General features: G+C 65.0%; 24 protein-coding genes. 22 read left to right on the top strand and 2 right to left on the bottom strand.

The genetic code is table 11. The annotated features are described in order from the left end of the window. The first annotated feature begins 14 nt into the window (after window positions 1-14). From rplB to ACVENA_RS18875, 21 genes are all read left to right on the top strand, one after another. Window positions 15-851, top strand: a complete 837-nt coding sequence (gene rplB, locus ACVENA_RS18975; RefSeq protein WP_297664148.1) for a 50S ribosomal protein L2 — start codon at window positions 15-17, stop codon at window positions 849-851. 3 nt (window positions 852-854) lie between these two features. Further along, on the top strand, window positions 855-1,130 hold the full coding sequence (rpsS, locus tag ACVENA_RS18970; protein ID WP_037556370.1) for a 30S ribosomal protein S19: 276 nt from the start codon (window positions 855-857) through the stop codon (window positions 1,128-1,130). Further along, window positions 1,130-1,510, top strand: coding sequence for a 50S ribosomal protein L22 (gene rplV / locus ACVENA_RS18965; protein WP_054589690.1), 381 nt, complete (start codon window positions 1,130-1,132; stop codon window positions 1,508-1,510). Before rpsS ends, rplV begins: the two co-directional genes overlap by 1 nt. 1 nt (window position 1,511) lies before the next feature. Beyond that, window positions 1,512-2,219: a 30S ribosomal protein S3 gene (gene rpsC / locus ACVENA_RS18960; protein WP_257546128.1), complete on the top strand. Its 708-nt coding sequence runs from the start codon at window positions 1,512-1,514 to the stop codon at window positions 2,217-2,219. Window positions 2,220-2,230: 11 nt separating this feature from the next. Continuing rightward, on the top strand, window positions 2,231-2,662 hold the full coding sequence (gene rplP, locus ACVENA_RS18955) for a 50S ribosomal protein L16 (RefSeq protein ID WP_257546126.1): 432 nt from the start codon (window positions 2,231-2,233) through the stop codon (window positions 2,660-2,662). Between the two features lie 5 nt (window positions 2,663-2,667). After that, a complete protein-coding gene (rpmC, locus tag ACVENA_RS18950; protein WP_257546124.1) occupies window positions 2,668-2,871 on the top strand; it encodes a 50S ribosomal protein L29 in 204 nt (67 codons plus the stop codon). 12 nt (window positions 2,872-2,883) lie between these two features. Next, the gene (rpsQ, locus tag ACVENA_RS18945) at window positions 2,884-3,156 is read left to right on the top strand and encodes a 30S ribosomal protein S17 (RefSeq protein ID WP_449326639.1); all 273 of its coding nucleotides are present in this window, start codon (window positions 2,884-2,886) and stop codon (window positions 3,154-3,156) included. A 58-nt stretch (window positions 3,157-3,214) separates the two neighbouring features. Further along, a complete protein-coding gene (rplN, locus tag ACVENA_RS18940) occupies window positions 3,215-3,583 on the top strand; it encodes a 50S ribosomal protein L14 (RefSeq protein ID WP_056341829.1) in 369 nt (122 codons plus the stop codon). A gap of 2 nt (window positions 3,584-3,585) precedes the next feature. Continuing rightward, window positions 3,586-3,903 (top strand): 50S ribosomal protein L24, encoded by a 318-nt coding sequence (gene rplX / locus ACVENA_RS18935; RefSeq protein WP_257546113.1) that lies wholly within the window; start codon window positions 3,586-3,588, stop codon window positions 3,901-3,903. Beyond that, window positions 3,896-4,474 (top strand): 50S ribosomal protein L5, encoded by a 579-nt coding sequence (gene rplE / locus ACVENA_RS18930; RefSeq protein WP_137892237.1) that lies wholly within the window; start codon window positions 3,896-3,898, stop codon window positions 4,472-4,474. The genes rplX and rplE overlap by 8 nt, the downstream gene beginning before the upstream one ends. A gap of 50 nt (window positions 4,475-4,524) precedes the next feature. Further along, on the top strand, window positions 4,525-4,830 hold the full coding sequence (gene rpsN, locus ACVENA_RS18925) for a 30S ribosomal protein S14 (protein WP_257546109.1): 306 nt from the start codon (window positions 4,525-4,527) through the stop codon (window positions 4,828-4,830). A gap of 12 nt (window positions 4,831-4,842) precedes the next feature. Further along, window positions 4,843-5,247: a 30S ribosomal protein S8 gene (gene rpsH / locus ACVENA_RS18920; RefSeq protein ID WP_058454357.1), complete on the top strand. Its 405-nt coding sequence runs from the start codon at window positions 4,843-4,845 to the stop codon at window positions 5,245-5,247. Beyond that, complete coding sequence (rplF, locus tag ACVENA_RS18915) at window positions 5,247-5,780, top strand: 50S ribosomal protein L6 (RefSeq protein ID WP_449326638.1); 534 nt, start codon at window positions 5,247-5,249, stop codon at window positions 5,778-5,780. The genes rpsH and rplF overlap by 1 nt, the downstream gene beginning before the upstream one ends. A 3-nt stretch (window positions 5,781-5,783) precedes the next feature. Beyond that, entirely contained in the window at window positions 5,784-6,137 is a 354-nt protein-coding gene (gene rplR, locus ACVENA_RS18910) for a 50S ribosomal protein L18 (protein WP_105999115.1), read from the top strand. 2 nt (window positions 6,138-6,139) lie between these two features. Then, window positions 6,140-6,844: a 30S ribosomal protein S5 gene (gene rpsE, locus ACVENA_RS18905; protein WP_297664171.1), complete on the top strand. Its 705-nt coding sequence runs from the start codon at window positions 6,140-6,142 to the stop codon at window positions 6,842-6,844. A 4-nt stretch (window positions 6,845-6,848) separates the two neighbouring features. After that, window positions 6,849-7,034, top strand: coding sequence for a 50S ribosomal protein L30 (gene rpmD, locus ACVENA_RS18900; protein ID WP_037515666.1), 186 nt, complete (start codon window positions 6,849-6,851; stop codon window positions 7,032-7,034). A 6-nt stretch (window positions 7,035-7,040) separates the two neighbouring features. Then, window positions 7,041-7,247 carry a DUF1737 domain-containing protein gene (locus ACVENA_RS18895; RefSeq protein WP_257546087.1) on the top strand — a complete coding sequence of 69 codons (207 nt, stop codon included), beginning with the start codon at window positions 7,041-7,043 and terminating at the stop codon, window positions 7,245-7,247. A gap of 44 nt (window positions 7,248-7,291) precedes the next feature. After that, entirely contained in the window at window positions 7,292-7,777 is a 486-nt protein-coding gene (rplO, locus tag ACVENA_RS18890) for a 50S ribosomal protein L15 (RefSeq protein WP_257546085.1), read from the top strand. A 206-nt stretch (window positions 7,778-7,983) separates the two neighbouring features. Then, entirely contained in the window at window positions 7,984-9,357 is a 1,374-nt protein-coding gene (gene secY, locus ACVENA_RS18885) for a preprotein translocase subunit SecY (RefSeq protein ID WP_257546083.1), read from the top strand. Between the two features lie 52 nt (window positions 9,358-9,409). Next, window positions 9,410-10,063, top strand: coding sequence for an adenylate kinase (locus ACVENA_RS18880; RefSeq protein WP_449328967.1), 654 nt, complete (start codon window positions 9,410-9,412; stop codon window positions 10,061-10,063). Between the two features lie 48 nt (window positions 10,064-10,111). Then, window positions 10,112-10,795: a hypothetical protein gene (locus tag ACVENA_RS18875; protein WP_449326637.1), complete on the top strand. Its 684-nt coding sequence runs from the start codon at window positions 10,112-10,114 to the stop codon at window positions 10,793-10,795. Here the strand turns inward: ACVENA_RS18875 and ACVENA_RS18870 are convergent. Beyond that, a complete protein-coding gene (locus ACVENA_RS18870; RefSeq protein ID WP_449326636.1) occupies window positions 10,792-11,313 on the bottom strand; it encodes a YceD family protein in 522 nt (173 codons plus the stop codon). The genes ACVENA_RS18875 and ACVENA_RS18870 overlap by 4 nt on opposite strands. Continuing rightward, complete coding sequence (locus tag ACVENA_RS18865) at window positions 11,310-11,843, bottom strand: ubiquinol-cytochrome C chaperone family protein (RefSeq protein ID WP_449326635.1); 534 nt, start codon at window positions 11,841-11,843, stop codon at window positions 11,310-11,312. Before ACVENA_RS18865 ends, ACVENA_RS18870 begins: the two co-directional genes overlap by 4 nt. A gap of 157 nt (window positions 11,844-12,000) precedes the next feature. Here ACVENA_RS18865 and ACVENA_RS18860 point away from each other — a divergent pair, with 157 nt between their 5' ends. Beyond that, entirely contained in the window at window positions 12,001-12,492 is a 492-nt protein-coding gene (locus tag ACVENA_RS18860) for an outer membrane protein assembly factor BamE (RefSeq protein WP_449326634.1), read from the top strand. Window positions 12,493-12,522: the final 30 nt, after the last annotated feature.

Here is a 12,522-nt window from a genome sequence, read left to right as displayed (position 1 = left end):
GGAAGGCAGAGAAAATGGCACTCAAACATTATAACCCGACCAGCCCCGCGCAGCGCGGCCTGATCCTCGTCGACAAGTCGTCGCTGTGGAAGGGCAAGCCCGTCAAGGCGCTGACCGAAGGCAAGCGCAAGACCGGCGGCCGCAACAACAAGGGTCATGTGACCTCGCGCGGCATCGCGGGCGGCCACAAGCAGAAGTACCGCTTCATCGACTTCAAGCGTCGCAAGTGGGACATGCCGGCCACCGTCGAGCGTCTGGAATATGACCCCAACCGCACGGCGTTCATCGCCCTCGTGAAATATGAGGACGGCGAACAGACCTATATTCTGGCGCCGCAGCGTCTGGCCGTCGGCGACACCGTCGTCGCGGGCAAGAAGACCGACGTGAAGCCGGGCAATGCGATGGAATTGTCGCAGATGCCGGTCGGCACGATCGTCCACAATATCGAGATGAAGCCGGGCAAGGGCGGCCAGATCGCCCGTTCGGCGGGCACCTATGCGCAGGTCGTCGGTCGTGACCGCGGCCTCGTCATCGTGCGTCTCGGTTCGGGCGAGCAGCGCTACATTCGCGGCGAGTGCATGGGCACGGTCGGCGCGGTGTCGAACCCCGACAACCAGAACACCAATCTGGGCAAGGCGGGCCGCGGCCGCTGGCTCGGCAAGCGCCCGCTGACTCGCGGCGTTGCCAAGAACCCGGTCGATCACCCGCACGGCGGTGGTGAAGGCCGCACCTCGGGTGGCCGTCATCCGGTGACCCCGTGGGGCAAGCCGACCAAGGGTGCCCGTACCCGCCACAACAAGTCGACCGACAAGATGATCATCCGGTCGCGTCACGCGAAGAAGAAGAGGTAAGCCATGGCTCGCTCGGTCTGGAAGGGTCCGTTCGTCGACCTTCATCTCCTCAAGAAAGCCGAAACGGCCCAGGACGGCGGCAGCTCTGCGCCGATCAAGACCTGGTCGCGCCGGTCCACCATCCTGCCGCAGTTCGTCGGGCTGACCTTCAACGTCTACAACGGCCGCAAGTTCGTGCCGGTGTCGGTCAATGAAGACATGGTCGGCATGAAGCTGGGTGAATTTGCGCCGACGCGCTTCTTCCCCGGCCACGCGGCCGACAAGAAGGGCAAACGCTAATGGGCAAGGAAAAGTCCCCCCGCCGCGTTGCGGACAATGAGGCGCTCTCGGTCGGCACGCAGATTCGCGGCTCGGCGCAGAAGCTGAACCTCGTCGCTGCGCTGATCCGCGGCCGCAAGGTCGAAGACGCGATGAACGTCCTCGCCTTCTCGAAGAAGGCGATGGCCGTCGACGTGCGCAAGGTTCTCGCCAGCGCCGTCGCCAACGCGGAGAACAACCACAACCTCGACGTTGACGCGCTGGTCGTCAAGGAAGCGAGCGTGGGCAAGTCGATCTCGATGAAGCGCTGGCACGCTCGCGGCCGCGGCAAGTCGACCCGGATCGTCAAACCCTTCAGCCGCATCCGCATCGTCGTCCGCGAACAGGAAGAAGAGGCGTAAGATGGGCCAGAAGAGCAATCCGATCGGCCTGCGCCTGCAGGTCAACCGCACCTGGGACAGCCGCTGGTTCGCCGAGGGCCAGGACTATGGCCGCATGCTTGTCGAGGATCTGAAGATCCGCAAGTTCGTGTTCAAGCACCTGCCGCAGGCCGCGATCTCGAAGGTCGTGATCGAGCGTCCGGCAAAGCTGTGCCGCGTGTCGATCTATGCCGCCCGTCCGGGCGTCATCATCGGCAAGAAGGGCGCCGACATCGAAAAGCTGCGCAAGCAGCTCGGCGCGATGACGGGCAGCGACGTGTCGCTGAACATCGTCGAGATCCGCAAGCCCGAAGTCGACGCCAAGCTCGTCGCACAGGGCATTGCCGATCAGCTCGAGCGCCGCGTTGCCTTCCGCCGCGCGATGAAGCGCGCGGTGCAGTCGGCGATGCGTCTCGGCGCCGAAGGCATCCGCATCAACTGCGCCGGCCGTCTCGGCGGCGCGGAAATCGCGCGCACCGAATGGTATCGCGAGGGCCGCGTGCCGCTGCACACGCTGCGCGCCAACGTCGACTATGCCGAGGCCGAAGCGCACACCGCTTACGGTGTCTGCGGCATCAAGGTCTGGATCTTCAAGGGCGAGATCCTGGGTCATGACCCGATGGCGACCGACCGTCTGATGCTCGATGCGCAGACGACCGGCGTCCGTCCGGCCCGTGACGATCGCCGCTAAGGACTGCTGACATGCTGCAACCGAAAAAAACCAAGTTCCGCAAGGCTTTCAAGGGCCGCATCCATGGCCTCGCCAAGGGCGGCACCAGCCTGAACTTCGGCTCCTACGGGCTGAAGGCGATGGAACCCGAGCGCATCACCGCGCGCCAGATCGAAGCGGCCCGCCGCGCGATCAGCCGCGCGATCAAGCGCCAGGGCCGCCTCTGGATCCGCGTGTTTCCTGACGTCCCCGTGTCGTCGAAGCCCGCCGAAGTCCGCATGGGCAAGGGCAAGGGCTCGCCTGAATTCTGGGCCGCCCGCGTCAAGCCCGGCCGCATTCTGTTCGAACTCGACGGCGTCCCCGGTCCGGTGGCCGCGCTGGCGTTCGAACGCGCGGCGATGAAGCTGCCGATCAAGACGAAGGTCGTTGCCCGCCTCGGCGACACCTCGCACCTGGAGGGTTGAGGGCCATGGCCAAGACCGAAGATCTGACCAAGAAGACCGACGACCAGCTCGCCGAACAGCTTGGCGAACTGAAGCGGGAGGCGTTCAACCTCCGTTTCCAGGCCGCCACCGGCCAGCTGGAAAAGGCATCGCGGGTCAAGGAAGTGCGTCGCACCATCGCGCGCGTCAAGACCGAGCAGACCGGGCGCGCGCGCTCGGCCGCCAAATAAGGAGACCAACCCATGCCGAAGCGCATATTGACCGGCACGGTGGTGTCCGACAAGGGCGACAAGACCGTCGTGGTGAAGGTGGAGCGGAAGGTGAAGCACCCGCTCTACGGCAAGATCATCCGCCGTTCGAAAAAGTATCACGCCCACGATGAGGACAACGCCATCAAGGCTGGCGAAACCGTCCGCATCGAGGAAACGAAGCCGATTTCGAAGCTGAAGACCTGGAAGGTTCTCGACAAGGTCGAAATCTCGACCAAGGCGAAAAAGGCCGACGAGATCGCGTAAAGAGTTTCACGGAACCGCCGGGGTGCCCCGGTAGGCCAAGGAAGAAGGAAGTGCATCGATGATTCAGATGCAGTCACAATTGGAAGTCGCCGACAACAGCGGTGCGAAGCGCGTCCAGTGCATCAAGGTGCTTGGCGGCTCGAAGCGTCGCGTTGCCGGCGTTGGCGACGTGATCGTCGTGTCGATCAAGGAAGCCCAGCCGCGCGGCAAGGTGAAGAAGGGCGACGTGCATCGCGCCGTCATCGTTCGCACCGCGAAGGACGTGCGCCGCGCTGACGGCTCGGTGATCCGTTTCGACAGCAACGCCGCCGTGCTCGTCAACAAGAATGAGGAGCCGATCGGCACCCGTATCTTCGGCCCCGTCGTCCGCGAACTGCGCGGCCGCGGCTATATGAAGATCATCAGCCTGGCGCCGGAGGTTCTCTGATCATGGCGAACAAGATCAAGAAGGGTGATACGGTCGTCGTCCTGTCCGGCAAGGACAAGGGCAAGACCGGCGAAGTGACGCAGAGCCTGCCGAAGGACGGCAAGGTTGTCGTCGCGGGCGTCAACGTCATCACCCGTCACCGCAAGCCGACCCAGCAGAACCCGCAGGGCGGCCTCGAGCGCAAGGAAGCGCCGCTCTTCGCGAGCAAGGTCGCGCTCGCCGATCCCAAGACCGGCAAGCCGACGCGCGTCCGCTTTGAAACCAAGGACGGCAAGAAGGTCCGCGTGGCCGTGAAGTCCGGGGAGACGATCAATGGCTGACAATTACACCCCGCGCATGCGCAAGCGCTATGACGATGTGATCGTCAAGGCGATGACCGAGAAGTTCGGTTACAAGAATGCGATGGAAGTGCCGAAGATCGAGAAGATCACGCTCAACATGGGCGTCGGCGAAGCCACGCAGGACAAGAAGAAGGTCGAGAGCGCGGCCGCCGAGATGGAACTGATCGCGGGCCAGAAGCCCGTCGTGACCAAGGCGAAGAAGTCGATCGCGCAGTTCAAGCTGCGCGAAGGCATGCCGATCGGCTGCAAGGTGACCCTGCGCCGCGAACGCATGTACGAGTTCCTCGATCGCCTGATCACGATCGCGATGCCGCGCATCCGCGACTTTCGCGGCGTGTCGGCGACGAGCTTCGACGGCCGCGGCAACTATGCCATGGGCCTCAAGGAACAGATCATCTTCCCCGAGATCAACTATGACCGCATCGACCAGGTGCGCGGCATGGACGTGATCGTCACCACCACCGCTCGCACGGACGAGGAAGCCCGCGAACTGCTCAAGCTGTTCGGCTTCCCCTTCCCGATCGAAGCGCAGGAAAAGGAAGCCGCCTGATCCCTTTGGGACCAGGCAGGCTCTTTCAAGAAGGAAAGAGAACTTAAGTCATGGCGAAACTGAGTTCGACGAACAAGAACGAGCGTCGCAAGAAGCTGGTGAAGAAATATGCCGGCCGTTACGCGAAGCTGAAGGCGATGGCCGCTGACACCTCGCTCGACGATGGCGAGCGTCTGATCGCGCGCCTCAAGATGGCGGAAATCCCCCGCAACGGTAACCCGACCCGCATCCGCAACCGGTGCGAGCTGACGGGCCGCCCGCGCGCTTACTACCGCAAATTCCGGCTGTGCCGCGTGCAGCTCCGCGATCTGGCCAACAAGGGCCTGATCCCCGGTGTTGTGAAGTCGAGCTGGTAAGGGACTGACAAGATGGCAATGACCGATCCCCTGGGTGATATGCTCACCCGCATCCGCAACGGCCAGCAGGCGAAGAAGGACAGCGTCCTGACCCCCGCCTCGACCCTGCGCGTCCGCGTTCTCGATGTGCTCCAGCGCGAAGGCTATATCCGCGGCTACAGCGAGGAATCGCTGGGCGCGAAGGGCCAGCACAAGGGCATCCGCATCGAACTCAAATATTTCGAGGGCCAGCCGGCGATCCGCCACGTGGCCCGCGTCTCGAAGCCGGGCCGCCGCGTCTATTCGGGCTCGAAAGAGCTGCCGATCGTGCGCAACGGCCTGGGCATCACCATCGTGTCGACCCCGCGCGGCGTTCTTTCGGACGCCGAAGCCCGCGAACATAATGTCGGCGGCGAAGTGCTGGCGGAGGTGTTCTGATGTCGCGCATCGGTAAAAAATCAGTGGCGGTTCCCGGCGGTGTCACCGCCGCGATCGACGGCGGCACGCTGTCGGTCAAGGGGCCGAAGGGCACGCTCGCGATGCCGCTTTCCGACAACATCAAATATGAAGTCGGCGAAGGCAGCATCTCGGTTCAGCCTGCGAACGACAGCCGCGAGGCGCGTGCCTTCTGGGGCATGCAGCGCACGCTGGTGCAGAATCTGATCACGGGTGTGACCGAAGGCTTCACCAAGGTGCTCGAGATCACCGGCGTCGGCTATCGCGCCAACGCGCAGGGCAAGAATCTGAAGCTGCAGCTCGGCTACAGCCACGATGTCGATTTCGCGGTGCCCGAGGGTATCGAGATCAAGACGCCGGACAATACGACGATCGAGATCAGCGGTATCGACAAGCAGAAGGTCGGCCAGGTCGCGGCGGAAATCCGCCGTTGGCGCAAGCCCGAACCCTATAAGGGCAAGGGCATCAAATATCGCGGCGAGTACATCTTCCGCAAAGAAGGCAAGAAGAAGTAAGCCATGGCACATCTTACCACTTTCCAAAAACGCCGCCAGCGCGTCCGCACCGCGCTCCGTCAGCGCGCCGCCGGTCGGCCGCGGCTTTCGGTGCACCGTTCGGGCCGCCACATCTATGCGCAGCTCATCGATGACGCCGCTGGCAAGACGCTGGCAGCGGCTTCGACACTCGACAAGGATGTCCGCGGCAAGACCGGCGCCACTGCGGCGGCGGCAGCCGACGTCGGCAAGCGCCTTGCCGACGCCGCCAAGAAAGCGGGCGTGACGCAGGTCGTGTTCGACCGCGGCGGCTTCCTGTTCCACGGGCGCATCAAGGCGCTGGCCGACGCGGCGCGCGAAGGCGGATTGGAGTTCTAATCATGGCAGACGAAGTTCAGAACGCCGAAGGCGCCCCCGAGGCAGCCCCCGCCCCCACCGAAGGCCAGGCTCCGCGCCGCGGTCGTGGCGGTGGCCGCGACGGCGGCCGTGGCGGTCGTGATGGTGGCCGTGGCCGCCGCGACGATCGTCGCCCGCGCGACGAGGATGGCGGCGAAGAGCTGATCGAAAAGCTCGTCCACATCAACCGCGTGTCCAAGACGGTGAAGGGCGGCAAGCGCTTCGGTTTCGCCGCGCTCGTCGTCGTCGGCGACGGCAAGGGCCGCGCCGGTTTCGGTCATGGCAAGGCGCGCGAAGTGCCCGAAGCCATTTCGAAGGCGACCGCTGCCGCGAAGAAGGCGATGATCCGCGTTCCGCTGCGCGACGGCCGCACGCTGCATCATGACGGCCGTGGCGTGTTCGGCGCCGGCAACGTCACGCTGCGCTCGGCGCCCGCCGGGACCGGCATCATCGCCGGCGGCCCGATGCGCGCCGTGTTCGAGTCGCTGGGTGTGGCCGATGTGGTGACCAAGTCGGTTGGCACCTCGAACCCCTATAACATGATCCGCGCGACCTTCGAGGCGCTCGGCGAGCAGACCAGCCCGAAGTCGGTCGCGCAGCGCCGTGGCAAGAAGGTTTCGGACCTGATCAAGCGTGGCGGCTCGTCCGACCGCGCAGCCGAGGCCGAAGCCGCGGCGGTGACGGAGTAAAACGATGGCCGACAAGAAGATCAAGATCCGCCAGATCGGTTCGCCGATCCGTCGTCCCAAGAGCCAGCGTGCCATCCTGACCGGCCTCGGCCTGGGCAAGATGCACCGCGAGGTCGAACTGGTCGACACCCCCGAAGTGCGCGGCATGATCCGCAAGCTTCCGCACATGGTGGAAGTTGTCGAGGGCTAAACCCGCATGAAGCTCTATCGCCTGTTGACCGGTCCCGACGACAGCGCCTTCTGCGCGCGGGTCGAGGGATTGCTCAACCGGGGGTGGCAGCTTCACGGCAGCCCCTCGATTACCAATGTCGATGGCCGCGGCTATGTCGCCCAGGCCATCGTGATGGAGAAGGCCGGGCCCTATCCCGGCTTTCAGCCGTCGAATGAAATCGAACCGGACTGACCCCTTGGGTGGTCCCTAGCGCGAACACAGCGAAAGCGAGTGCAATGACTATCAAACTCAACGATCTTCGTGACAACAACGGTGCCCGCAAGGGCCGGATGCGCGTCGGACGCGGCATCGGCTCGGGCAAGGGCAAGACCGCCGGTCGCGGCCAGAAGGGCCAGAAGGCCCGCAGCGGCGTCGCGATCAACGGCTTCGAGGGCGGCCAGATGCCGCTCCACATGCGCATCCCGAAGCGCGGCTTCAACAACATTTTCGGCAAGGACTATGCGATCGTCAATCTGGGCCAGGTCCAGAAGCTGATCGATGAAAAGAAGCTCGACGCCAAGAAGACCGTCGACCACGCCGCGCTCAAGGCCGCCGGCGTTGCACGCGGCGGCAAGGACGGCGTCCGCCTCCTCGCCAAGGGCGAACTGACCGCCAAGCTGACCTTCGCGGTCGCCGGCGCGTCGAAGGGCGCGATCGAAGCGGTCGAAAAGGCCGGCGGCAAGATCGAACTGCCCGCGGCGCCGGAAGCCAAGGCGGAATAAGCGATATCGGATGGGGCGGCTCTCAGGGGCCGCCCCATTCTCCTTACACGAACCTGTTTTCCGTTCGTGTCGAGCGAATATCAAAAGCGGCATTGGAGCGTCGGCTCACCGCTAAATGGGCCTTTCCCCTTGCGCTTCGTGACCGTCGAACGCACATAGGCGCCGGGTCGCGGGGGGCGCGGTCCGCCACTCGAGGAATAACACCCATGGCCTCTCGCGCCGACCAGCTTTCTTCCAGCCTGAACTTTTCGAAGTTCGGCCAGGCGACCGAACTCAAGAACCGCCTCTGGTTCACGATCGGCGCGCTGATCGTTTTCCGCTTCCTCTCGTTCGTGCCGCTGCCGGGGGTCGATCCCGTCGCGCTGTCGCGGCTCTATTCGCAGGCGGCGTCGGGCGGCATCCTCGACATCTTCAATACCTTCTCGGGCGGCAGTCTGGAGCGCATGAGCATCATCGCGCTCGGCGTCATGCCCTATATCACTGCGTCGATCGTGGTTCAGCTCGCCTCGGCGCTCGCCCCCAGCCTCGCCGCGCTCAAGAAAGAGGGCGAGAGCGGACGCAAGAAGCTCAACCAGTACACGCGCTACGGCACGGTGTTCCTGACCGCGATCCAGGGCTATTTCATCGCCGTCGGCCTTGAAACGCTCGGCCAGAGCCAGGGCGTCGCGGCGGTCGTCGATCCGGGCATGATGTTCCGCATCGGCGCCGTGATCAGCATCGTCGGCGGCACGCTCTTCCTGATGTGGCTCGGCGAACAGATCACCAGCCGCGGCATCGGCAACGGCGTTTCGCTGATCATCATGGCGGGCATTCTCGCCCAGCTTCCGCGCAGCTTCGCGCAGATGTTCACACAGGTGCGCGAAGGCTCGATGGGCGGCGGCACGATCATCGCGGTCATCGGCGGCGCGGTCCTGATCATCGCCGTGATCAGCTTCATGGAGCTCGCGCAGCGCCGCGTCCTCGTCCAATATCCGAAACGCGCGACGCAGCGCGGCATGATGCAGGCCGATCGCAGCCACCTGCCGCTCAAGGTCAACACGTCAGGCGTGATTCCGCCGATCTTCGCTTCGTCGCTGCTGCTGATGCCGCTCACCGTCACCCAGATGCTCGGCAGCAATGTCCAGCAGGATACGGCGTGGGGCGAATTTCTTGTCACCCTCAACCAGTATCTCGCGCACGGCCAGCCGCTCTACATGGCGCTCTATGCCGCGGGCATCATCTTCTTCTGCTTCTTTTACGTCGCGGTCGTCTTCAACCCGGAGGAAACCGCCGACAATCTGAAGCGCCAGAACGGCTTCATCCCCGGCATCCGCCCGGGCAAGAACACCGCCGCCTATCTCGACTTCGTGCTGACGCGCATCACCGTGATCGGCGCGGTCTATCTGGCGCTGATCTGCCTCGTTCCCGAATATTTCATCGCAGGGTCGGGTTTGCCGTTCCAGCTCGGCGGCACCAGCCTGCTGATCATCGTCAACGTGACGATCGACACGATCAGCCAGATCCAGAGCCACATGCTCGCGCATCAATATGGCGACCTGATCAAGAAGGCCAAATTGAAGGGCGGCGTTGCGCGGCGCTGATCGGTCGGTTAGGGCCACCCCGACGGAACGGGAAACAGGGGCTTCCATGACGCTGAACATCATTTTGCTGGGTCCGCCGGGGGCGGGCAAGGGAACGCAGGCCTCGCGGCTCGAAAGCGAACATGGCATGGTCCAGCTTTCGACCGGCGACATGCTCCGCGCCGCGGTCAAGGCGGGAACGCCGATCGGCCTCCAGGCAAAGGCGGTGATGGACGCGGGCGAACTGGTGTCGGACGAAATCGTCTCGGGCCTGATCGGCGAACGGCTCGACGCGCTCGGCGGCGAAACCTCGGTGATTTTCGACGGCTATCCGCGCACCGCGGCGCAGGCCGACGCCCTCGATTCGATCCTCTCGGCGCGCGGCCGCAAGCTCGACCATGTGATCGAACTGGTGGTCGAGGAGGATGCGCTCGTCGACCGCATCACCGGCCGCTTTTCCTGTGCCAAATGCGGCGAAGGCTATCACGACCGTTACAAGCTGCCCAAGGTCGCCGATACGTGCGACGTCTGCAGCAGCCACGACTTCAAGCGTCGCCCCGACGACAATGAGGAAACGGTGCGCACGCGGATGGCCGAATATCGCGCCAAGACCGCGCCGATCCTGCCGATCTACGAAGCGCGCGGCATCGTCAGCAAGGTCGACGGCATGGCCGACATCGACCATGTCAACGACGCGATCGAGGCGATCCTGGGAAGCGCCCGCTAGTCAGCTCTTCCGCCGCCGTCTATGAAGACGGCGAAGGGGGACTGGGGCATGGGTTTCAAATCATATCTCGCGCTCGTCGCGTTGGGCGGTGTTGCGCTTGCGGCCGTGCCGGCAAAGGCGAAAATCATCGACCAGAGCGACATCGGCTTTACCGTCGCACATACCGCGCAGGTTGCGGCGACCCCCGACGATGTCTGGAAGATGCTGCGCCTCCCCGAAAAATGGTGGTCGAAGGAGCATAGCTGGTCGGGCGACGCCGCGAACTTCTGGCTCGATTCGCAGGCCGGCGGTTGCTTCTGCGAAAAGCTCCCCGGTGAGGGCAGCGCGATGGGCAGCGTCCAGCACGCGCGGATCATCTTTGCCAAGCCGGGCGAGATGATGCGCCTGTCGGGCGCCTTTGGCCCGCTCCAGGGCGAAGCGGTCACCGGCACGCTGACGATCCAGATCAAGCCGACCGCGACGGGCAGCGCGATCCGTTTCGACTATGTCGTCGGCGGCTATATGCGCTTCAAGGTCGCCGATGTCGCACCCGCGGTCGACAAGGTGCTCGGCGAACAGCTCGTCGGTCTCGCGAAAGCGCTGGGCGGATCGCTGCCGCGCGCGCATGAGAAGGACGACGGCGACGCGAAGGCAGCCCCCGCGCAGGACGCGCCGGCCAGCGATGACCCCGGCCTCGACGCTGTCGCCGCCGATCTGGTGAAGGAAACGCCGAAGGATGAGCCCGAGGATTAAGACCCGGGCTTCCCCCGCAGCTTCGCGAGCGCCGCGAACGGCCCCGCCTGTTCCTCGCTGAGCACGCCTTTCTCGGCAAGGATGCGGTCGGCGTCGGGATGGCGCGGGAAGGGATCGAGCGCCAGCGACAGCGTCTGCACCGCCGCTTCGCCGAGATCGATCCGCTCACCTTCGAGCGGCAATATGTCGAGGTCGGCGTCGCTGATTTCGACCTCCTCGTCGCTCGCCGGCGACGCGTCGCGGAGGAAGCGGAGGTCGAAGGGTTCGTGGAGCCGGGCGGGCACCGGCAGTCCGGTCGCCGCGCAGTTTTGCACGACCTTGGCATCGATCGTGCCCGTCGCTGCGATCCCGCCCGCGACGCCGCGCACCTCGGCAGCTACCGTGAAGCGGTCGAGCGCGACCAGGGCCAGCCGCCGCGCGATCGCGGCACGCGACGCTTCGTCGGCTTCGATCGCCACCGTGCGGCCCTGGCCTGCTTCGGCGAGCGTGACGAGATGCGAGAATTCGGGCACGGTCATGCCGTCTGTCCGGGCAGGCGGTCGGCGGCGACCAGCGCCGCGACTGGCATCGCCGAAAGGCTCGCGCGCAAGTCCGCGACTCCCGCCAGCACATGCGCCAGTCCCGCTTCGGGCGGCTCCTTGCCGCGCCACAAATTGCGCACCAGCGCTGCCTTGAGCTCGTCCGACCCGTCGGGCGCGCGATAGACGCCGAGCCGGCCCCCGAGCGCGCCGACCATCCGCCCGATCTGTTTGCCGACGACCATGTCTCCGAAACCGATCTGGCGCATCTGGCCATCCATGTCGTCGACGAACAATTCGGTGAGCTGAACCCCCGCGACCGCCTGATCGGGGTCGTCGTCGATGCGGTGGAGGACCAGCGCGAGCACCAGACTGATCATGTCGAAGCGGCCGTCGAGCGTGTCGGGAACCTGACCGTCGCTATACCAGTGCGGCGCGCGCGCAGCGGCGATGACGGCATTCCATAACGGGCGGCGCGCCTCGCGCGGATCGGCGTCGGGTTTGAAGAGCTTGCGGAGCGATGAGAACATCGCGCACGCTTAGGCGGAATCGCCCCATCCGAAAAGTCCCCTCGGTCAGCTTGGCGCAAGCATTGCCGCGGCATAAGCCGCTTGTGCCTGCCGTCTGCTTGCGGTTAAGAGGCGCGATTGCCAGCGCTCGCGCAAAGCGGCGCAACGGAGATAGTTGATGCCGATCCAGACCCTCATACTTCCCGCCCGCCCCGTGCGCCTGATCGTCGCCGGGCTGGCGCTCGCGCTGACCGCCAGCGGCTGCGCGCAGCTCAAGGGGCGACAGGGCTATGTCGTCGATCCGGTGCTCACCACCGCGATCACCCCCGGCGTCGACAATCGCGAATCGGTCGAAAAGACGCTGGGCCGCCCGACCTTCGTCGGTCAGTTCAGCGACAATGAATATTATTATGTCTCGCGCGAAACCCGCCAGCTCGCCTTCGCCCGCCCGCGCCCCGTCGCGCAGCAGGTGCTGCGCGTGCGCTTCGATCCCGCGGGCAACGTCGTCGGGGTCGACAAGACCGGCCTTGAACTGGTGAGCAAGATCAGCCCCGAAGGCGACAAGACCCCGACGCTCGGCCGCCACCGCAGCTTCTTCGAGGATATCTTCGGCAATATCGGCGCCGTCGGCGCCCCCGGCATGGGCGGGGGTGGGTCGCAGGGGCAGTAAGGATATTGATCCTCCCCTCCCGCCAGCGGG

The organism is Sphingopyxis sp. 550A (assembly GCF_053569535.1).
Note: the sequence above shows the minus strand (reverse complement) of the source record. Positions and strands in the feature narration are given on the sequence as shown.